Source organism: Streptomyces sp. DvalAA-43 (genome assembly GCF_900091725.1).
Taxonomy (GTDB): domain Bacteria; phylum Actinomycetota; class Actinomycetes; order Streptomycetales; family Streptomycetaceae; genus Streptomyces; species Streptomyces pulveraceus.
The window spans coordinates 157,210-176,769 of the sequence record NZ_FMBW01000054.1; the positions used below are offsets into that span (position 1 = coordinate 157,210).

22 protein-coding genes are annotated in these 19,560 nt (G+C 69.0%); 11 read left to right on the forward strand and 11 right to left on the reverse strand.

All coding sequences use genetic code 11. From position 1 onward, the window contains the following. Positions 1-20: 20 nt before the first annotated feature. On the reverse strand, positions 21-593 hold the full coding sequence (locus GA0115234_RS43520) for a nucleotidyl transferase AbiEii/AbiGii toxin family protein (RefSeq protein WP_237541605.1): 573 nt from the start codon (positions 591-593) through the stop codon (positions 21-23). A gap of 488 nt (positions 594-1,081) precedes the next feature. On the opposite strand from GA0115234_RS43520, the gene GA0115234_RS22555 reads away from it, so the two are divergent. Further along, positions 1,082-2,251, forward strand: a complete 1,170-nt coding sequence (locus GA0115234_RS22555; RefSeq protein WP_093544516.1) for a S1 family peptidase — start codon at positions 1,082-1,084, stop codon at positions 2,249-2,251. Between the two features lie 198 nt (positions 2,252-2,449). On the opposite strand, the gene GA0115234_RS22560 is transcribed toward GA0115234_RS22555, so the two are convergent. Next, entirely contained in the window at positions 2,450-3,157 is a 708-nt protein-coding gene (locus GA0115234_RS22560) for an NUDIX domain-containing protein (RefSeq protein WP_093544519.1), read from the reverse strand. Beyond that, complete coding sequence (locus tag GA0115234_RS22565) at positions 3,154-3,774, reverse strand: hypothetical protein (protein ID WP_093544522.1); 621 nt, start codon at positions 3,772-3,774, stop codon at positions 3,154-3,156. Before GA0115234_RS22565 ends, GA0115234_RS22560 begins: the two co-directional genes overlap by 4 nt. Positions 3,775-3,883: 109 nt before the next feature. Between GA0115234_RS22565 and GA0115234_RS22570 the strand changes: the two genes are divergently transcribed. The 3 genes from GA0115234_RS22570 to GA0115234_RS22580 all read left to right on the forward strand — a co-directional run bounded on the left by GA0115234_RS22570 (position 3,884) and on the right by GA0115234_RS22580 (position 5,892). After that, positions 3,884-4,339 carry an NUDIX hydrolase gene (locus GA0115234_RS22570; RefSeq protein WP_093544525.1) on the forward strand — a complete coding sequence of 152 codons (456 nt, stop codon included), beginning with the start codon at positions 3,884-3,886 and terminating at the stop codon, positions 4,337-4,339. Between the two features lie 194 nt (positions 4,340-4,533). Further along, a complete protein-coding gene (locus tag GA0115234_RS22575) occupies positions 4,534-5,208 on the forward strand; it encodes a formylglycine-generating enzyme family protein (RefSeq protein ID WP_370804545.1) in 675 nt (224 codons plus the stop codon). A 372-nt stretch (positions 5,209-5,580) separates the two neighbouring features. After that, positions 5,581-5,892 carry a hypothetical protein gene (locus GA0115234_RS22580; RefSeq protein WP_237541606.1) on the forward strand — a complete coding sequence of 104 codons (312 nt, stop codon included), beginning with the start codon at positions 5,581-5,583 and terminating at the stop codon, positions 5,890-5,892. Between the two features lie 1,128 nt (positions 5,893-7,020). On the opposite strand, the gene GA0115234_RS43525 is transcribed toward GA0115234_RS22580, so the two are convergent. Then, positions 7,021-7,167: a hypothetical protein gene (locus GA0115234_RS43525; protein WP_237541607.1), complete on the reverse strand. Its 147-nt coding sequence runs from the start codon at positions 7,165-7,167 to the stop codon at positions 7,021-7,023. A 714-nt stretch (positions 7,168-7,881) separates the two neighbouring features. Here GA0115234_RS43525 and arr point away from each other — a divergent pair. The 4 genes from arr (at position 7,882) to GA0115234_RS22615 (ending at position 10,082) form a co-directional block, all read left to right on the forward strand. Then, positions 7,882-8,292: an NAD(+)--rifampin ADP-ribosyltransferase gene (gene arr, locus GA0115234_RS22600; RefSeq protein ID WP_093544787.1), complete on the forward strand. Its 411-nt coding sequence runs from the start codon at positions 7,882-7,884 to the stop codon at positions 8,290-8,292. 228 nt (positions 8,293-8,520) lie between these two features. After that, a complete protein-coding gene (locus GA0115234_RS22605; protein ID WP_161275638.1) occupies positions 8,521-8,661 on the forward strand; it encodes a serine hydrolase in 141 nt (46 codons plus the stop codon). Continuing rightward, complete coding sequence (locus GA0115234_RS22610; RefSeq protein ID WP_093544534.1) at positions 8,648-9,070, forward strand: serine hydrolase; 423 nt, start codon at positions 8,648-8,650, stop codon at positions 9,068-9,070. The genes GA0115234_RS22605 and GA0115234_RS22610 overlap by 14 nt, the downstream gene beginning before the upstream one ends. Positions 9,071-9,623: 553 nt before the next feature. Beyond that, on the forward strand, positions 9,624-10,082 hold the full coding sequence (locus tag GA0115234_RS22615) for a hypothetical protein (RefSeq protein WP_093544537.1): 459 nt from the start codon (positions 9,624-9,626) through the stop codon (positions 10,080-10,082). A 132-nt stretch (positions 10,083-10,214) separates the two neighbouring features. On the opposite strand, the gene GA0115234_RS43530 is transcribed toward GA0115234_RS22615, so the two are convergent. Together GA0115234_RS43530 and GA0115234_RS43535 are read right to left on the reverse strand one after the other, a co-directional pair. Next, complete coding sequence (locus GA0115234_RS43530; RefSeq protein ID WP_237541608.1) at positions 10,215-10,742, reverse strand: hypothetical protein; 528 nt, start codon at positions 10,740-10,742, stop codon at positions 10,215-10,217. Further along, the gene (locus GA0115234_RS43535) at positions 10,739-11,023 is read right to left on the reverse strand and encodes a MerR family DNA-binding transcriptional regulator (protein WP_343335950.1); all 285 of its coding nucleotides are present in this window, start codon (positions 11,021-11,023) and stop codon (positions 10,739-10,741) included. The genes GA0115234_RS43530 and GA0115234_RS43535 overlap by 4 nt, the downstream gene beginning before the upstream one ends. Before the next feature lie 41 nt (positions 11,024-11,064). Between GA0115234_RS43535 and GA0115234_RS44385 the strand changes: the two genes are divergently transcribed. Then, positions 11,065-11,904: a DUF2199 domain-containing protein gene (locus tag GA0115234_RS44385; RefSeq protein ID WP_093544540.1), complete on the forward strand. Its 840-nt coding sequence runs from the start codon at positions 11,065-11,067 to the stop codon at positions 11,902-11,904. Positions 11,905-12,426: 522 nt separating this feature from the next. Here GA0115234_RS44385 and GA0115234_RS22635 read toward each other — a convergent pair. Beyond that, positions 12,427-12,867: a GNAT family N-acetyltransferase gene (locus GA0115234_RS22635; RefSeq protein ID WP_093544543.1), complete on the reverse strand. Its 441-nt coding sequence runs from the start codon at positions 12,865-12,867 to the stop codon at positions 12,427-12,429. Positions 12,868-13,113: 246 nt separating this feature from the next. Between GA0115234_RS22635 and GA0115234_RS22640 the strand changes: the two genes are divergently transcribed. Beyond that, positions 13,114-13,743, forward strand: coding sequence for a MarC family protein (locus GA0115234_RS22640; protein ID WP_093544546.1), 630 nt, complete (start codon positions 13,114-13,116; stop codon positions 13,741-13,743). Positions 13,744-13,823: 80 nt separating this feature from the next. Here GA0115234_RS22640 and GA0115234_RS22645 read toward each other — a convergent pair whose 3' ends face one another. Genes GA0115234_RS22645 through GA0115234_RS22660 form a run of 4 tightly spaced genes read right to left on the reverse strand, consistent with a single transcriptional unit; the run spans position 13,824 to position 18,670 of the window. After that, complete coding sequence (locus GA0115234_RS22645) at positions 13,824-14,972, reverse strand: XdhC family protein (protein ID WP_093544790.1); 1,149 nt, start codon at positions 14,970-14,972, stop codon at positions 13,824-13,826. After that, positions 14,965-17,127 (reverse strand): xanthine dehydrogenase family protein molybdopterin-binding subunit, encoded by a 2,163-nt coding sequence (locus tag GA0115234_RS22650; protein WP_093544549.1) that lies wholly within the window; start codon positions 17,125-17,127, stop codon positions 14,965-14,967. The genes GA0115234_RS22645 and GA0115234_RS22650 overlap by 8 nt, the downstream gene beginning before the upstream one ends. Further along, the gene (locus tag GA0115234_RS22655; RefSeq protein WP_093544552.1) at positions 17,124-18,116 is read right to left on the reverse strand and encodes an FAD binding domain-containing protein; all 993 of its coding nucleotides are present in this window, start codon (positions 18,114-18,116) and stop codon (positions 17,124-17,126) included. Before GA0115234_RS22655 ends, GA0115234_RS22650 begins: the two co-directional genes overlap by 4 nt. Next, a complete protein-coding gene (locus GA0115234_RS22660) occupies positions 18,113-18,670 on the reverse strand; it encodes a 2Fe-2S iron-sulfur cluster-binding protein (RefSeq protein ID WP_093544555.1) in 558 nt (185 codons plus the stop codon). The genes GA0115234_RS22655 and GA0115234_RS22660 overlap by 4 nt, the downstream gene beginning before the upstream one ends. 240 nt (positions 18,671-18,910) lie before the next feature. Between GA0115234_RS22660 and GA0115234_RS22665 the strand changes: the two genes are divergently transcribed. Next, the gene (locus GA0115234_RS22665) at positions 18,911-19,492 is read left to right on the forward strand and encodes a TetR/AcrR family transcriptional regulator (RefSeq protein ID WP_093544558.1); all 582 of its coding nucleotides are present in this window, start codon (positions 18,911-18,913) and stop codon (positions 19,490-19,492) included. Positions 19,493-19,560 lie beyond the last annotated feature (68 nt).

Below are 19,560 nucleotides of genomic sequence, written 5' to 3' on the forward strand. Positions count from 1 at the left end.
TACAGATCCTTGCCCTGCGGTTACAGGTCGGTGGCCAGCCACAGCAGCTTCCAGGCCAGGGAGAGTTCGGGGGAGACGGCCTGCACTCGGCAGCCCGGTCCGTCGCCCAGCGGTTGGAGTTCGGTGAGTGCGGCGGCGGAGGGAAGGATCTCGTTGAACACCACATCGAGCTGAACGGCGCCGCCGGGCACCCCGTCCGCCGTCCACGGCAGGAGCATCCGTCGGCCCGGAACGCGCTCGTACGTCCAGATGTCCTCCGTGACCATGCCCGCCGCGTCGATCCGTACGGAGCCCCGGTCGGCGGCCGCTGCCGCGTCCCGGGCGATCTGCTCGAAGAGGCCGGAGAGCCGGGGGTCGTCCAGGGCCCAGTCCCAGGGCACGACGAGGAAATCCAGATCGCCCGGGTCACGGGCGGCCTCCCCGAACCAGGTCGCCATCAACACGCTGCCACGCAGCACCAGGTGGTCACCCCACGGGCCGTCCGCGACGGTCGCGTGCACCGTGTCCAGTACGGTACGCCGCGCCCGGTGCCAGGCCCGTCCCGTCGCTTCCTCGCCGGCACCGAAGTGCGGCTCGCCTGCCCGGGTAGGCATGGGCGAAGTGCTTGAGGGCGGGCTCGAAGACCAAAGGGTGGTTCATCCCGTCCGGTGCGGGAAGCAGGGTGGCCGGAAGGCTCGATGCGCGCCTTGTGTCCTCGTCGAGGGCCGTATGGGGGACGCGCGGCGGCCCCTGCCAGGGTCTGGTCCAGGAGGCGGATTCGTCGGCGGAAGATGTCATGGTGAGGCTCCTGCGGGAGGGGTTGCTGCTGTTCGCGGGACCCGTGGCGGAGGTGAGGCGTCGGGCCGGCGCGAGCATAGGTGTCCGTGCTGTACGCGGGACGGCCGGAACGGGGCGGGGGCGTCGGGAGGAGACCGCCCCTCGGGGCGGAGGGGAAACGTCCATTGGCATGGACCTGATAGACACACTGCGTTACAGTCCGTTGCGGCACACTCTGAGAGCGCTCTCAGGTGAGAGCTCCCGGACGCCTGCTGTTCCTCCCCCACAATGCCGGAACAACAGAAGGGCCATTGCCTTGAGATGCATGAACACGCTGCGTACGAGTCTGGCTGCCGCGCTGGTCGTCGGAGCCTGGGCGACCGTGGGCCTCGCCTCCGGACCGGCCTCCGCCGCCGCGGCGGACCAGGCCTCCTCGACACCCCGATCCGCGGCCGATGACGCACCGGCCTCCACGGGACTGCTCTCCGCCATGCAGAGGGACTTCGGCCTCACGGAGAGCCAGGCCAGGGCGAGGCTGGCCGCGGAGAAGACGGCAACCGCCGCACAGGGCACGGCGCAGAAGGCCGCAGGATCGTCCTACGCCGGCTCCTGGTTCGATCCGGTGACGAGCAGGCTCACCGTGGCTGTCACCGACGGCCGGAAGGCGGACGACGTACGCGCGTCCGGGGTGTCCGTTCGGGTCGTCCGCCACAGCGCACGGCAGCTCGACGCGGCCAAGGCGCGGATCGACAGGATGACCGCGCCGGACGGTGTCAGCAGCTGGCACGTCGACCCGGAGGCCAACCGGGTCGTCGTCGATGTCGTCGCCTCGGCAGAGGGTGACAACGATGTCCGCGCATTCGTCGAGCGGGCCCGCAAGTCGGGCCCGGTAGTGGTGAACCAGACCCCCGAGGCGCCCAGGACCTTCGCCGCCGGAACCGTGGGCGGCGATCCCTACTACACGGGCAACGTCCGGTGCTCCATCGGCTTCTCCGTGTACGGCGGCTTCGTCACGGCGGGACATTGCGGACAGGCGGGTGCCGGGGTCAGCGGCTGGGACGGTTCGGCCATCGGCAACTTCCAGGGGTCGTCCTTCCCCGGTGACGACTACGCCTGGGTCAGCGTGGGCAACGGCTGGTGGACCGTGCCCGTGGTCCTCGGCTGGGGCACCATTTCGGACCAGCTGGTGCGGGGCTCCGCAGCGGCGCCCATCGGCGCCTCGATATGCCGCTCCGGCTCCACCAGCCACTGGCACTGCGGCAACGTGCTGGCCACGAACGAGACCGTGAACTACAGCCAGGGGGCCGTCTATCAGATGACCAAGACGAGCGTCTGCGCCGAGCCCGGGGATTCGGGAGGCTCGTTCATCAGCGGCGACCAGGCCCAGGGCGTCACGTCGGGCGGCTGGGGCAACTGCACCAGCGGCGGGGAGACCTGGCACCAGCCGATCAACGAGATCCTGAACCGGTACGGGCTGACACTGCACACGGCCTGACGGCACGCGGGGTCTGCCGGCCCGGTACGCCCGATGCCCACCGCGCGGGGCCTGTCGCGACACGAGCGCTCTCGCTCGGCCGCGGCAGGCCCTCCGTGCGAGGCACGGGTACGCGGAAGGCCGGGCCGCCGTCATGGCGAGGACCGGGGCCGGCGCCCGGCGTGTGCACGCATCGTAGGAAGGGAGCCCACAAGGCAGTCACCAAGTGCAGCGGGCCTGAAGGTCGTTGATGCTGTCGGCGAGTTCGGCAGGCCGGGCCGGCAGGCCTGTCGCATGCCAGTGGGCAAGGCGCCAGGCCAGTCGCCGCGGCCACACCGGGGTGGTGGGCAGCTGGGTGACCGGAATCCACGTGGGCGTCCCACCATGGTTGTCGAGTTCCGCACGGGCACCGATCTCGCCTTCGGCCCGTACGAGGAAGTAGTGCTCGCGGCGATCGTCCTTCCAGACGCGGGCCACCTCCGCGACCACTTCGCCGTGCAGACCGGACTCCTCCCGCAGCTCACGGATCACCGCAGCGTGCGGTGTCTCGCCGTCCTCGACCCCGCCGCCCGGAATCTCGTAGTACGGCTGCCCGTCCTCCTCGAAGCCGATGAGGAGCATGCGTTCGTCACGGATCACCACCGCTCCGGCCCGGACCCGTACCGGTTCAGCGGCCGTTGGATCGACCCAGGCAGCCACTCCGGGGGCCGGCCCGTCCGTCGCCCAACTCCGCAAAACCGTCTCGGCAGTTCCGACCGGCCGGATCCGCGCGTGCAGCGCCTCGGCCAGGGAGAGCGAGCACCGTGAAGTGTCCGATGCCCGCCCCTGGCGAGGGAGGTAGTAGACCCCCTCCTCATCGGGCGCTCCGCTCAGGACAAGGCCGGCATCGTCGAACCGGACGTCCAGCAGAACGGGAGCGTCGTTCATCCGAGAGGACCAGCCTGACTGTTGAGGGAATGGACACGCCACTCGTCGAACTGCTCGGGGGCGCGGACGTCGCCGTCCAGGACCGAGCGATAGACGTCGACGCTCTTCACGGAGCTGCCGTACTCGGCGCGGTCCGCCCACGCCTGCTTGATGCCGAGGATCGCCGCGCGGGTGTCGGGAGCGAGGCGCGCAGGCAGCGCCTCAAGATGGGCGAGGTCGGGTTGGCGGTCGGGTTCGTCGACGAACCAGATGTCCAGGTTCCAGTCCTGGCCTCGCGCCGAACGGCAGTCCACACCGAGATAGAGCCCGTCGGGGTAGTCCGGGTCGGTGTTCCACTCTCCGGTGTCGTCGCGGAACCGGACCTGGCGCACCCGCTGGTGCTGCGCCAGCCGCGCGCCGATCCCGGCGACGGCCTCCAGGGTCCGCGGGTCGAGCTTCGGGCAGATCACTGTGACGTCCAGGTCGCGGCGGACCATCAGCCCCAGGGCGTAACTCCCCACCCGCACGGGCCGGCCGACCGCGGACAGCAGTTCGTCCAGGCGCAGATCGGCGCCGACCGCATCCGCCGCGGAACGCAGTGCGTCCTGTTCCCGCAAGAGTTCCTCTGTGCTCGTCACCTCACCATTCTTCCAGGAGGCGAGAACCACGGGGGCGGGGGCCGGTGATCCACGGACCCGAGGGGCCCGATCCGCGCACTGCTAGGCGCCGACAACGGACAATGCAGGTATGACTCGACCCAGACTCCGTGTTGCCGCATACGTGATCCGGCAGGGCGCCGTACCCGAACTGTTGGTGTTCGACCACATCGGAATGCCGGCGGCCGGCACCCAGGTGCCCGCCGGTGGAGTCGGACCGGACGAGGAACTCGAACAGGCTGTGCTACGGGAGGTCACGGAGGAGACCGGGCTGTCGGCAGCCACCGTGGTGCGGAAGATCGCCGTGGAGGACAAGCCGCATCCCGAGACCGGACAGCCGCGCAGGACCGCCTTCTTCTTCGTCCGAGCACCGGCCGACACCCCTGATTTCTGGGAGCACCGGGTCCGAGGCGACGGCGACGATGCCGGCCTCGCCTTCGCCTGCCGCTTCCTCCCGCTTCCCCTGAGGCAACCGCTGGCGGACGAACAGGACGCCTGGCTGGGCCACATCGATCCTCTCTGGACCACCAGGTCCGCCGCCGGGTGATGTGGCGGGGCGTCCGGAATTCCGCTCCGCGCCGCCGCGACGCTCCCGTCCGTATCGTCACTCACCCAAGAGGCAGCGGCAGGGATCACTCACCCCCGAGACTGCCGGTCCGGCGCACGGACTTGATGCGCCGGCGTATACGAGGAGCTGGGATGAGCGCGGAGTCCGTACTTCGCCAGGTGAGCGCCGAGACCATGCGGAGCATCCCCGGCAGGGAGATCGTCCTGCGCGACGAGGGCACAAGGACGGACTGGAAGGTGGACGTCGGCGCCTTCCGGCTGGCGTCGTACCGGCGACCCGCGAGCTGTACCACGCGGTGCGGGGCGAGTGCACCCGGGAGTCCGGCCGGTCCGCGTACGCCGGTGACCGAGATCTCCTGGAACGAGGCTGCCCGGTTCTGCGATCTGTTCTCGTGGGAAACGGGACTCCAGCCCTGCTATGCGAGGGGCGACGACTCCGACGGGCCGGACGTGGTGTGCGACTGGCAGGCCGACGGCTACCGACTCCCGTCCGAGGCGGAGTGGGAGTACGCGTGCAGGGCCGGGACCTCCGGCGACCGCTACGGGGACCTGGAAGAGATCGCCTGGCACCGCGGGAATTCCGGCGATGAAGTGCATGATGTCGCGACCAGGATGCCCAACGCATGGGGACTGCACGACATGATCGGCAACGTGTGGGAGTGGTGCTGGGACCTCTATGACCCCGAGGTTTACGGCCCGTACCGCGTATTCCGCGGCGGTGGCGGATTCGACCCACCCCGGAGGTTGCCGGGCATCGTGCCGGCGCACGAGCCATCCCACCTTCCGTATCGACGACCTGGGATTCCGGCGGGCCCGAACGGGGTGAGCCGGTGGCGCGACATGGTGTGAGGTTGTCACCGCGCCGACCCAGCTGCGCTCACGGGTATTCCCCGGCTCTCCCGCACCTCCCTTCCTCGCCGGTTCCCGAAGGCGGGACTTCTCAGGGGCTGCCGGGAGTGTGCACGGGCTCGATCCGGTCGAGCCAGTCCGTCAGGAGCACTTCGAGGGAGGCCCGGCCCCGGACCGGAGCGTCGGTCCGTCTCTGTAGGGTGCGGGACGTGAGTGAGGTGTACGAACTGGCGATATCCGTCGATCTGCGGGACGAGCTCTCCGAGCAGGAGCTCGACGAACTGCGCTGGCATCTGGGAATCGGTCCGCAGCCGGAGCGGCTGTCCATCGTGACGGGGTTCCCGTTCGTGACGGAGGGAGAGTCGGGGCCTCGTGGTCGAGGACGATCCTTGTCCACTGCTGGCCGGTCGTGGCGCGGCCCGGCGTGTGGGCGGCGTCCTCTGCTCTGCGTTGGCCGACCGCGCACACCTGCCCCGGAACGGCTGGGCGCTGACCTCCCGGCAGGAAATCCACCCGGACGAATTCGACCAGACCGGCGAATTGCTCCGCTGGCTCGCTGCGCGGGCGCACGACACCCACACGCTGGTGGAAGGCGCCGTTTCGCTCGGCTACTTGAGGTTCTACGAAGACCCGGTGCCGGAAGTGCTCCAGGTCGTGGACGGGTGGGTCGTGTGGCCGGAGTAGGGCCTGTTCGGTGGACCTTGCACGCACGTCCCGGCAGCATCTCCGTCCTGCCAGCACCGCCCAGTCGGCGTCACCGTCGCCTCGATCCGCCGCTGGGTTCGTGCCCGATCCGCATGACCGGATCAAGTGGCCCGGCACTCGGCTCGGCCTCCAAGTGACGGAGAGCCGGAACCCGTTGGCAGCACCCGTCTGCCCGATCACAAGGGTGGCCGAGGCTCAGGGCGCCCCTGACGTGGCGAGCGCCGTCAAGTTCGTTGACGACGCCGTGCAAGGCGGCGGCAGTCGCCGCCGTCAGGGTGGTGTTGGCGGCGGTCCAGAACACGATCTTGGCGTTCGTCTCATTGACCGTCCGCAACTCCCCGTCTGCGTGCGGACAGTACGAGCCGGGCGGGCAATGCCGAGTGACAGGAGCGCTGCGCGTGCCGTAGCAGGGCGACGAGTCGGGAAACAGGCTCGGCTGCGCGAGTTGCGAGAGGGACCAGCCGACGAACACTGTCGGCCACCCGGCCACCCGGCCACCCGGCCACCCGGCCACCCGGCCAGCAGGGACGCAATCAACATCCGGTGAGGGATGCTTCCTTGCCGCCCGAGTAGCCGGGCGAGGAGGGCGGCATGACGAAACGGGCCAATGCAGTGAACAGCGAGAGCAGAGCCTTCTTGATCCTATGAGGATACTGATCAAGGAATCGCACACCCCCTCTGAGGACGGAACGCCTAGGCATTCTGGTCGCCGTAGCGCGACCTGTACCAGGCCACTTGCTCGGCAGTCATCGACGATGAGACGGTGTGCACGTCACCTATGCGTTCACTGTCGCGCTGGCGTGAGCCCCTCTCAGCGGACCGGAATACCAAGACGGACACCTGGGAGGCAGGTTGCGAGTGCAGGGTGTAGGCCGGCGCGTTGGGATTCGGGACGCCCTCCAGGTGCACGCCGCGTGTGGTCAGCACTCGCTCAAGTCTGTCGAAGCGAAGCCGGCGGCCGAAACGGCCGTACCGCTCACGAAGCACCCTGTTGACAGTGTTGCCGCCCATGGAAAGCCGATGCACCTGCAAGGTGAAGTGGTGCCCCGTCCAGGCGTGGTCGCGTGATTCCCGGCACCAGAAGAACTCGACCATCCCGTAGTCGCGTCACATGCTCTGGTCGTCGAAGGAGTTCTCGGCAAAGTCGGAGCCCAGGATCGAGGTGACCCGATCGGGAGTGTCCGTCGGCTTGGCACCAAGAACCGTTCCGGACGTGATCACGCCCATGTAGAACGCGAGGGAATGCGGTGTCACTGGTTCCTCCCTGAGGAGCTGAGGTATCCGATAGTGGCCGCCTCGGAGTAGGGGATCGGTATGACATGACGATCCACCGGGCAGGCATGAGTCTCGTGCTTTCATGAAGCGGGCTGACCGGCAGGCGATCAAAGAGTAGAAATTGCCTCTGACCAGCAAAAATGAGGACTTTGGCTAGATTCTTTCCCGCTGAGACCAAAAGAGTCTTCCAGGTGAAGAAGCCTATCGGCTCCCATCTCCGTGTCCGCTTCCGGGAGGAATCGGCGAACCCATCGCCGTCCTGTTGAGACCTAGGAACGCGGGCTCGACCCCGGCCGTCGGGCACATCGCGGCCGCCCGTCCGGCCCTCGCTCAGCTGCCTGCCACTGGCCCTGGACCCGCGAGTTCACAGACGCCCTCGAACGCTCGCACTCCCGCCGAACCCTGGCTGATCAGCAGCTTCCCCTCTGGGAGCAGTGTCATTTCTACTCGGCGCAGTGGAAACCGGCATTTACTCAAGACGACACCCGAACTCTTGGCCTGCCCTGTTTCGGTCATGGGCAACGAAACGGGCCGCCGACTTCGTCGACGGCCCATCAGAAGGATCGAGGTCAGAGGCTATCCCGTGACTGCTGACCAAGGTTGGATGATCTCACTGTGGTTGGTGTGATCACGGTGTTCGAGCCGTCCTGGATGGCTCGCCGTCACGACAGTTTGATTTGATAACCTGTGATGATGAACGAGGTGTTGGATGAGGGGCCGTTCTTTCACGGCACGAAGGCCAAGCTGCAGGTTGGAGATCAGCTCACCGCCGGTTTCCGTTCCAACTACCGGCCCGAAATAGTGATGAACCACATCTACTTCACCGCGTTGCGCGACGGTGCGGGACTCGCCGCCGAACTCGCCGCCGGTGACGGGGCCCCGCGCGTGTATGTCGTTGAACCGACCGGGGAGTTCGAGAACGATCCCAACGTCACCGACAGAAAGTTCCCCGGCAATCCCACCCGCTCCTATCGCAGCAGGGACCCGCTGCGGATCGTTGGCGAGGTCACCGACTGGACGCGACAGACACCCGAAGCTCTCCAGATGTGGCGAGACCGGCTGGCCGCAATCCGTCTGGATGACCGCGCCGAAATCATCAACTAGCTCGGTCTTTGTCCGCGTACATGTTGAAGTGCTCAGCTGGGCACAGATGAACGTGCACAACCGTCAGGTGGTCGGCTGGGGTGGGTCATGGAACCGCTCGCTGCTCCGAGGAGGCTCCCGCCTTGGTGTGGGCGTGACCAGAGGGCGGGGGAAAAATGGTGCTGACAGAATTGGTGCCGTGACGGACGACATCAAGGCGGTTTTCGGACGGGTCGAATGCGTGGGCGCGTGACAATGCGTGCCGCCGACCGGACTCCCGACCCGGTTGGCATCTCGCTGTTCGAGGACGATGCGGTGCTCTCGTGGCGGGACATGGTCATGTTGATGCTCACTATCAGCGACAACCACGCCACCGATGCGCTGCTGTAGCGAGTTGGTGTGGGCTGACGAGCAACTCCTCGCCTCTCACGCCTTGGACCCTTTGCAGGGGACCCGCACCGCCCCGCGCGACATGGTCAACTTACTGCGGTTGATCTGGACTGACCAAGCGGGGCCGACAGCAGCATGCGAACGGGTGCGCGCTGTGATGGCCCAGCAGTTGACCCGACACGGGATCGCGAGCGGCTTTCGGTCGCCCGTGTGGGTCGCGGCCAAGAGCGGCAGCCTGGCCGGCGTGGTCCGCAACGAGATCGGTGTGATCTCCCATCCCGACGGCCGCCGATACGCCGCCGCCATCTTCACCCGATCCCTGCCGGGCTCGGACGACTTCGCGATCATCGGAGCCATCGGTACTGCCACCGCACTGGCCGCCACCGCGCTTCGGGAGGGAGGGGCGTGAGGAGCCTGCTGGCGCCGGACGCCAACCCCCAACACCTCGCGAACTGAGTAGATTCGCTCGTGCGAGGCCGAGCGCGTCTACCTGTACGTCGGCATCTGCTGACCCACGATCCGAAGGCCTTGGAGAACCCGGCCATTGTGCTGGGACTCCACCACGCCCAGACGACGGTACCGCCCCACCCTCCAGCAGTAGATGACCAACGCAGCCGCCTCGGCCCACATGAAACGGCGGGGTCAGTGTTCTCCGGTCGCGGACCGACGCCAATACCTTCGGTCCGCCCTGTCGACGACCCGGCCCGTGGGGGAAGACCACTGTTCCTCGCGCGGCCCTCCTGGAGTCCCGCACATCCGGCGAGACGAGGGGAGGGAAGCTCAGGCAGTGACCAGAATTGGCCGTAGCATGTCAAGAATCATGGTGATGTGCCTTGTTGCTTCAAGGGGGTCGTGCCTCAATGGGAAGCAACATCCCTGACGATATGTCAGGGAATTCTGTGCTCCGGCGTGTCACGTCGACTCGGCACGTCGGCAGTCCCCCCACATGAAAGGCAACCACCATGAGGTACGGCATTCGGCGAATCGCCATCTGTTCCGCCCTCGCCGCAGGCGCACTCGCGCTGGCACCCACGGCCGAGGCGGTCGCCCCCACCACCGCCACCATTTCCTTCGACTGCGGCGTCTATGGCTCGGGCAGCGCGACTCTCACCGCCACCCAGGCCGGCACGAGCGCGACCATCAACCTCTCGACATCCGCCATCACGGCACCGATCAGCGTCGGGGCGAACTCGGTGAAGTCCACGCTCACGCTCACCAACAACGGCGCTGGATCGGTGACGTTCACCGGTAGCTCCAACCCTGCCATCCCCGCCGGAAGCCCTGTGTCGACAGGGCCGCTCAAGGGGACCGTCGCCTCGGGAGACAGCCTGGAGGCGAAGTCGCTCAAGGTCGTGGTCCTGGGAATCACCGCGACCTGCAACGCGACCTCTGCCCAGTCGCCCGGACCGTTCGTGTTCTGATCCGGCCGCCGAGCACCGGGCACTGGCCGGGACGGCAGTGTGGCCGGCCCGTGCCACCCGCTCCGGGACGGGTGGCACGGGCCGGCCGTACCGCCGTGAACTCCGCCGGAGCCACGGCCCCCCCGCGATGCCTCACACGAGGGCTGGCTCGGGCAACGGCTCTGTGCACACACTCCGGGCCCACTCGCGCTGGGCGGCCGGAGCCCGTCGGGTCGCCGGACATAGCGGCCGCCTCGTGCGTCCAGGCGGACCGCACCGCAGCCGAGATGCCGCTGTCACCCCGGTGAACAGGGAACTCAGCCCGTCCATGTGCTCCACCAGCTTCCTCACCAGGGGTACCGTCGGCTCCGCCCCGGTGGTACGCAGCGCCTCGGCCCTCCTGTACGGCTCCGGCCACTCGACCTCCAGCAGGTAGTGCGTGGCAGGGCCCAGCGCCGCCGCCCGGTCACGCAGAGTCCGTATCTGGTCGTTGCCGAGGTGGCGCCACAGCGCCTGCTCGCTCGCCGGGCCCGCGCTGCCCATCGTCCGGAGCACGCTGATCAACGCGGAGATGTCCAGTGCCCGATCGGAGACGAACTCGTTGTGGATGTGGGCCAGGCGTTGCCTCAGGGTTTCCAGGAATGCGAGGGAGGCTTCGACGTCGGCCAGGTACTCGCTCACGAGCCGTTCGGGGTCGACTCCGACGTCCAGGCACGTGGCGATGGTCTCCAGCCCAGCCCGAGACGGCGCGGCGCGAGTACCTGATACAGGCGGATCACGTCCTGCTCGCCGTACTCGCGGTGTCCGGCGGCGGTACGCCTGGATGGGCTGAGCAGCCCGATCCGGACCCAGTGATGCAAAGTACGAACAGTCGGCTCACTCGCCTCGGCGAGCGTTCCGACCTTCCACGTCTCCGGGGTCACGGGCGGCCGGACAGGTACGAGTGGCCGCCGCCAGGGCACCCGGGCGATGGGACGGTGCGGCCGTTTCCTAGGCTGATGGCGTGACCGGCCACCTGCCTTCCTGTTCCTGCTGCGGCGACTCCCTTACGGACGAGCGGCGCATCGACATCGGTTTCAAGCTGCCCGACGCCGCCCTCACCGCGCCCGAGGAGGCCCGGCACCGGCTCGGTCCCTCCGCGCTGCTCCGGGTTGACGGTGTCGGCTCCTTCATCCGGTGCCTGTTGCCGGTTGGGCTGACGCACGCGACGGAACTCGTCCTGGGTGTCTGGCTGGAGGTCGACGACGACGTGCTCCGGAAGGCCCACGACCTGTGGGAGGACCAGGGATACGCGGATCTCGTCTTCAGGGGAAGGCTCGCCCACAGGATTCGTCCCTGGGGCGACGACCTGCTGGGTGCCGAGTTCACCGCTCGGGTCGCAGATCCCGAAGAACTGCCCTACCTCGTCATGGGCCATGATCCGGTGGCCGCCCGCGTCCTGGCGGACACCTGGGACCGGGACCAGGTCCTCAGCCGCTTCCCGCACCAGCTCCCCGTCGACGTACGGACCGGCCTCGGGGACCACTGGTCCGTCGTGCGCAGCGCGGGTCTCACCGCCCGGTTTGTCGACGGGGCGGACCAGTTCGCCGGGCCGGACCGCAGTGCCGCCGTGACAGTGTTCACGGACGACACCCCAGGACGTACGCCGGAGGGCTTCCTCTCCGTAACTGCTTGCCGGTGCCCCGGACAACGTTCCCGCGCAGCGGCTCATCGAGCGTCTGTCCGGCGGCCTCCGTCACGCCTTCTGGCTGACCCCGGACGACCACGGCCGGGAACGGCACGAGTTCTACGGCTTCACGGTGCCTGCCCCGGGCACCGCCGCCGGTGTGTTCTGCACCCATGAAGACCCCGCGGACCTCGCCTGGGCCCAGCAGGTGTGGCGTTCCCTCGCCTGGGCTGATCCATCCTGATCCGTTCTGATCCGGAAGGAGCACCCGGGAGGGCCCGCCTGGCCTTGGGCGCGATCGGTTGCTGCGGTGGACTCAGGCATCGGCGATTTTGTTGAAAGGAGACTTCTCGCGGCGCGAGGGGAGGGCCGGGGCGGCCAGGAGAAGCACTCCGGCGGCGGCGAACGTGGTCCTGGGGCTGGTCATGGCGGCAAGCGGACCCCACAGAACGGTCATGGCCGTGATGACGGCGCTGCTGCTGACCGACCACGCGGACAGGGTGCGGGCGGACCCGGTCGGGGCCGGTAGGTGGCCAGCACCGGGCCGACCCGAATGCAGTACGAGGACCGCGAGCATGGCGAACGCGCCGACATGCGTGGCGAAGTCCGCGTGCCTCGGGTGGATCTCGATGACGATCGGCCGAAGGCTCCCCGCCGACCGCTCCGGCACCCGGGTCTTCGAGACTCGGGCGGGTCGGGTCAGGAGAGCCGCAAGTCGATCCAGGGGACGGTCTCTCCGGGCAATAGGTAGCGCTCGGTCTCGACGAATCCGTGCTTCCGCGCGAACCGCAGACCGTCCTCGTTGGAGGACAGGACCACGGTCTCGACCACCTCGGCCCCGAGCGTCCGTGCCCGATTCAGCCCGCGCGCGTAGAGTTCCTCGCCGAATCCCTGCCCGCGGTGTTCGGCCAGGACCCGGGCGATCACCGTGGCCGCCGACGTCTCGTCCGTGGGCGGGCGTACCGTGCTGGAACCCACGAGGACGTCACCGAGATAGGCGACTTCCAGGTGGTGCCGCCGGGCGCGGTCCCGAACGTCGTCCAGGGACAGGACATGGGTAGGGATGATCGTATTGTGGACATACTGCCAGTCCTTGAACGCGATTTCCCCGTCCGGCTGTTCGATGCGAATGTCAGGCATCGCAGAAGAGAAGCCGAGCCCATGCCGAAGCGTCAACCGTGTGTGCGTCGAGAGCACGCCGGCGTCGATGGCACGGCATCGTCGTCAGGAAGACCTTCCCGTAGGCCCTGACAGGCCAGGCCCTGACAGGCCAGGAAAGGCCAGGGCAGGACATGAGCCCCGGCGCCGTGGTTCTTTGCGCCGGATCCGGGGGAGACCGGCCTCGCCTGACGCGTGAAGCCCGTCCCAGCAGCCTAGATTTCGCAGGTGAACGCGCTCACCTTCTCCGCTGCTCTGATCACCTTCGTCTCGGTCGTCGGGCCGCCCAAGGTTCTGCTCTCCTTCGCCCACCTCGCGAAACTGCACCCGCCTCGCCAACTCCGTACCATCGCCCTGCTGTCCTGCGGCGCGGCGATCTTCATCGGTCTGGTGGTCAGCTTGACGGCCCCCGTGCTCCTGGACCTGTTCCACATCAGCACGCCCGCGCTCCTGCTGGCCGGCGGCATCATCTTCTTCCTCTACGCTGTCGGCCTCGTCCTGGGGATCCCGACCGGAGTGGACGCGCTGAGCGAGGAAACCCCCGACGTGACCAGCGGTCTGCGCGAACTGCTGGTGCCGTTCGTCGTCAGTCCGCTGGCCATGACCGCACTGCTCATCGAGGCCACCGCGCGTGCGTCCTGGTCCTGGCGCTCCACGGTCGCCGGTGCGTATGTGGCCGTGATTCTCCTCGATCTCGTCTGCATCCTGCTCCTGGAACGCGTGCTCCGCGCCACACACCATGCGACGTTCGAGCTGCTCGGGCGGCTTCTGGGGCTTCTGCTCGCAGCAGTCAGTATCGACCTGGTCCTCGACGGACTGGCGGAACTCGGCGTGAGGCTGAGCGAACACGGCCGCTGAGAGGGGCTCTCCCAACCCTGCGTCCGCCCAGCCTCAGATCGCTCAGCCCCGCAGCCCCTCAGGCGTTCGGCCTTGACGGGTCACGCGGCCGTTCGGGAGTGTGTGCCGCCCGCTTCCCTTCCCTTCGCTTCATGGTGGATGGGGGTGCCCGAGCCGGTCAGTGGTGCGCCCGTGCCACCACGGTGCGCCGCGACGATCTCCGCCGCGATGGACAGTGCGGTCTCCTCCGGGGTACGGGCCCCGAGATCGAGGCCGATCGGAGAGCGCAGACGGGACAACTCACGGCTGCTGAGCCCGACTTCACGAAGGCGGCGATCGCGGTCCTCGTGGGTGCGGCGCGAACCCATCGCGCCGACGAAGGCGACCGGCAGCCGCAGGGCCGTCTCCAGGAGCGGTACATCGAATTTGACGTCATGGGTCAGCACGCACAGGACGGTTCGTCCGTCGGTCGCCGTGCGTCGGAGGTACCGGTGCGGCCAGTCGACCACGAGCTCGTCCGCCTCGGGGAAGCGGACGCGGGTGGCGAAGACCGGCCGGGCGTCGCACACGGTCACGTGGTAGCCGAGGAACTTTCCCGCCCGTACGAGTGCCGTGGCGAAGTCCACGGCACCGAAGACGATCATCCGGGGCGGCGGCATCCTCGACTCCACGAAGAGCGTCACGCCGCCCGGACAGCGCGACCCGTCCTCCGCGATCTCGACCGTGCCCGTGCGACCGGTGTCCAGCATCGCGTGGGCCTCCGCCGCCGCTGTCCGATCCAGTTCCGGAGCCCCGTCGAGTCCACCCTCGCACGACCCGTCGGGGTGTACGAGCAGGGCCCGGCCGAGCAGTTCCGCCGGGCCCCGGGCCACCCGGGCGAGGGCCGCCGGCTCCCCTCGGACCGCGGCCGCCACCCCGGCCCGGAACACCGGCGCGTCCGCACGCACCGGTGTGACCAGGACCTCGATGACACCACCGCAGGTGAGCCCCACCGCGAAGGCGTCCTCGTCGTCGTATCCGAACCGTTCGCGCACCGTCCGCCCGTCCTGGAGGGCCTGCACGCACAGGTCGTACACCGCGCCTTCCACGCAGCCGCCGGAGACGGAGCCGATGGCGGTGCCGTCACCCGAGACGGCCAGGGCGGCGCCGGGACCGCGCGGCGCGCTGCCGCTGACGGCCACCACGGTGGCGACCGCGAAATCCCGGCCCTCCTCGAACCACCGGCTCAGGTCCTCGGCGATGTCAAGCACCCCGGGCCCCTCCCGCCGCCCGCCGCCGGGCCTCGTCCGCCGCGCGCAGGACACGGTCCGGACGGATCGGCAGGTTCCGATGGCGTACGCCGGTCGCGTGCCACACCGCGTTGGCGATCGCGGCGGCCACGCCCACGATGCCGATCTCGCCGATGCCCTTGATCCCGACCGGGTCGCCGGGGACCGGGTCGTCCACCCAGTCGGCCTCGATGACCGGCACGTCGGCGTGCGCGGCGTAGTGATAGCCGACGAGGTCGGCGCCGACGTGGCCGCCCGAGGCCTGGTCCCTGACCGCCTCCTCGTGCAGCGCCATGGACAGCCCCCAGGTCATTCCGCCGACCAGCTGGCTGCGGGCGGTGAGCGGGTTGACGATGGTGCCCGCGGCGAAGATGCCGAGCAGCCGTCGCACACGCACTTCACCGGTGTCCTCGTCCACCGCGACCTCGGCGAACTGCGCTCCGAAGGAGTGACGTTCCTGCTGCGCGAGGGCGCCGATGGCCTCGGCCGTGTTCGACCGGGCGGTGATCCCCTCCGGCGGAATGCCGTCTCCCAGGGCCAGGAGCTCCCGCAGTTCGTTCGCCGCGATCGTCACGGCCCACCCCCAGGAACGTGTCCCCATCGACCCTCCGGCGATCATCGCCGGGCCGAGGTCGCTGTCCCCGATGCGCACCCGGACGCGGTCCGCCTCCACCTCCAGCGCGTCCGCGGCGACCAGGGCCATCGCGGTCCGGGCACCGGTTCCGACGTCCGCCGCGTTGATCCGGACGGTGAAGGTCCCGTCGGGTTCGGCCGTCACGGCCGCGGTGGACGGCCCGACCCCCGAGGGGTACGTGGCAGCCGCCATGCCCGTCCCGAGCAGCCAGCGCCCTTCACGGCGCAGACCCGGACGGGGGTCCCGGCCCGCCCAGCCGAACCTGCGCGCCCCCTCCTCGTAACAGGCCAGCACATTGCGGCTGCTGAACGGCAGCCCGGACACGGGAGCCGTCCCGGGTTCATTCCGTACGCGCAGCGCGATCGGGTCCATGCCGCACTTCTCGGCCAGCTCGTCGAGGGCCGATTCGAGAGCGAAGGACCCCGGCGCCTCGCCCGGCGCGCGCATCCACGTCGGGGTCGGTACGTCGAGGCGTACGAGCCGGTGAAGGGTGTGATGTGCGTCGGCGTCGTACATCACACGCCCCAGCACGGCGCTCGATTCGACGAACTCGTACACGGTCGACGTCAGACTCTGTGCCTGGTGATCGAGGGCACGCAGCCGGCCGTCCGCGTCGGCACCGAGCCGGATCCGCTGCGCCGTGGGGCTGCGGTAGCCGATGAGGGAGAACATCTGGCGGCGAGTCAGCACGACCCGGACCGGGCGCTGGAGAACGGTCGTGGCCATCACGGCCGCCACTTGGTGCGGGCTCAGGCCCTTCGATCCGAAGGCGCCTCCGACGTGCTCGGACCGCACCCGCACGGAGGCCGGGTCGAGCGAGAAGAGCTGTGCCAGTTCGCCCGCCACCCAGGTGCTGCCCTGGTTGGAGTCGATGACATCGAGCCGGCCCCCCTCCCAGCGGGCCGTCGCCGCATGCGGCTCCATCGGGTTGTGATGCTCCTCCGGAGTGGTGTACTCCGCCTCCAGGACCACGGCGGAAGCGGCGAGCTGAGCCTCCAGATCGCCCTTTTCCGTCTCGGCCTGGACCAACGGGGAGTCCTGTGGCGTGTAGGCATCCGGACGTCCGGCGCGGAAGGCGACGTCGTGCGGTTCCTCGTCGTACCGCACCACCAGCGCCTCGGCGGCCTCCCTGGCCTGCTCGGACGTCTCGGCCACCACCAGCGCCACGGGCCAGCCCGCGAAGGGCACGCGGTCGTGCTGGAAGATCCCGAGGATCGGGTTCGGCCGGCCCAGCATGCCCATGTAGTCGATGTCGACACGTGGCGCGTTCTCGTGGTGGAGCACGGTGAGCACGCCGGGCATGGCCAGGACGGGGCCGTCCTCCACGGAGCGGATCCGGCCACGGGCCACGGTCGACAACACCAGCCAGCCATGGGTCAGTTCGGCGAACGGAACCTCTCCGCTGAAACGGGCCGCCCCGGTGACCTTGTCACGGCCCTCGACGCGGGTGTGGGCGGAGCCGACGGCCCCTGTCACGGCGGCGCCCCTGGTCGTCGTGGTCATCGGGAGACCTCCTCGGTGAGTTCGGTCAGCACGGCCACGATGAGGTTGCGCATCAGTGTCACCTTGTAGCCGTTCTCGGGAAGGGCCTCGGCCGCGGCCAGTTCGGCCTCCGCCGCGGTGGCGAAGGCCTCGGCGCTCGCAGGTCCGCCGATCAGCGCCCGCTCGGCCGCACGGGCCCGCCAGGGCTTCGACGCGACGGCCCCGAGCGCCAGACGCACATCGCGTACGACACCGTCCCGTACGTCGAGTGCGGCGGCGATCGAGCCGATCGCGAACGCGTACGAGGCGCGCTCGCGCACCTTCCGGAACCGCGAGTGGACGGCGACCGGGGCGGGCGGCAGCGTGACGCCGGTGATCAGCGCGCCGGGTGGCAGAGTGGTCTCGATGTGCGGCGTGTCGCCCACGGGCGGGTAGAACCCGGTGATCGGCGATTCGCCCGGCTCGTCGGCCGTCCGGTACGAGATCACGGCGTCGAAGGCGGCGAGCGCGACCGCCATGTCCGAGGCGTGGACGGCGATGCAGTGCTCGGAGGCGTCGAGGATCGCATGGTTGTGGTGTTCGCCGTCGATGGCGGGGCAACCGCTGCCGGGGGAACGTTTGTTGCACGCTTTGGTGATGTCGGTGAAGTAGCCGCACCGGGTGCGCTGGAGCAGATTTCCGCCGACCGTGGCCATGTTGCGCAACTGCCCCGACGCACCGGCCAGGACGGCCTGCGCCAACGCCGGGTAGTGGCGCCGTACGTCCGGGTGGGCCGCGAGATCGCTGTTGGTGACGGTCGCACCGATGCGCAGTCCGTCGCCCGGGGTGAAATCGACCTGGTCGAGCGGTAGTTCGCGTACATCGACCAGCAGCGCGGGCCGCTCGACGCCGGCCTTCATCAGATCGACCAGGTTCGTGCCGCCGCCGAGGAAGCGGGCTTCCGGATCGGAACCGAGCAGCGCGACGGCCTCGGCGACGTCGACGGCGCGTTCGTAGCCGAATTCCCTCACGCCACTGCCTCCTTGTCCTCGGATCCGGCCGCTTCCGCCGCTCGCGCGACTGCCTGCACGATCGACACATAGGCGCCGCAGCGGCACAGATTGCCGCTCATGCGCTCGCGGATCTCCTCGGCGCCGAGCGCGGGCACGCCCGCGTCGGGCCGGAGGTCGTCGGTCGCGGCGCTCGGCCAGCCCGCCGCGTGTTCCTCGATAACCGCGATGGCCGAACAGATCTGCCCGGGTGTGCAGTAGCCGCACTGGAAGCCGTCGAGGTCGAGAAAGGCCTGCTGCACCGGATGGAGCCGATCACCATCGGCCACGCCTTCGATGGTGGTGATCACGCGCCCCTCGGCCGCGACCGCGAGCTGGAGGCAGGAAAGCGCCCGCCGTCCATCGACCAGCACCGTGCAGGCGCCGCATTGGCCCTGGTCGCAGCCCTTCTTGGAACCGGTCAGGTCGAGATGCTCGCGGAGGGCGTCGAGCAGGGTGGTGCGATGGTCGACGGGCAGTAAGTATTTCTCGCCATTGATGTTCAGAGTGATGGCACTGGACGTCGATGGGGTCATGGTCAGCCTTCTTTCGCATTGCTTATGCGCGTCGAACAAGACGATCCCGGTGAATGTTCCGGGAGGGAGAGGGCATTGGGAGGAGAGACGAACCATTGTGGGTGGGCGCAGGTGACGCACCGGCGGGATCTACCGCTATGGTGAACCCAAGCGGACGACTGTCCACTTATCTGTCGAACCTAGCGGACAGCTGTCCGCTCAGCAAGGACGGACTCGGCCGTGCTTCCGGGAGGAGGATGCGTGCGGGACGAGAAGGGCGTGCCGCTGCGCCCGGACGCGCAGCGCAATCGTGAGCGCATCCTGGACGTCGCGCTGGCCGAGCTGACACGGACGGCGGACGTCCCGCTGAGCACGATCGCGAAGAAGGCAGGCGTCGGGCAGGGGACGTTCTACCGCAACTTCCCCAACCGCGAGGCCCTCGTCCTGGAGGTCTATCGCCACGAGATGCAGCAGGTGGCCGACGCCGCGGACCAGCTGCTCCGGACCCGGGCGCCCGATCGGGCCCTGAGGGAGTGGATGGACCGCCTCGCCCAGTACGCCATGGCCAAGGCGGGTCTGGCGGACGCGCTGCGCAAGTCCGCCGTCACGCACGGCAGTCTGGCCCGGTTGGGGCACGGACCGGTGACCCGGGCGGTCGCACTGCTGCTGAACGCGAACGAGGAGGCCGGCACCATCCGGCCGGGGCTGACCCCCGACGACTTCGTGCTGGCCATCGCCGGGCTCTGGCAGATCGACCCGCACAGTGACTGGCAACCGCGCGCGAAGCGCCTGCTGGACCTGGTGATGGACGGCCTGCGGGCAGGTGCCCCCGGCGGGCCGTAGGCGCGACGTACGACGAGTGCACCCAACCACCGGGCCGAGGGCGACCAGTGTGTTCCGGCATTCCCTGC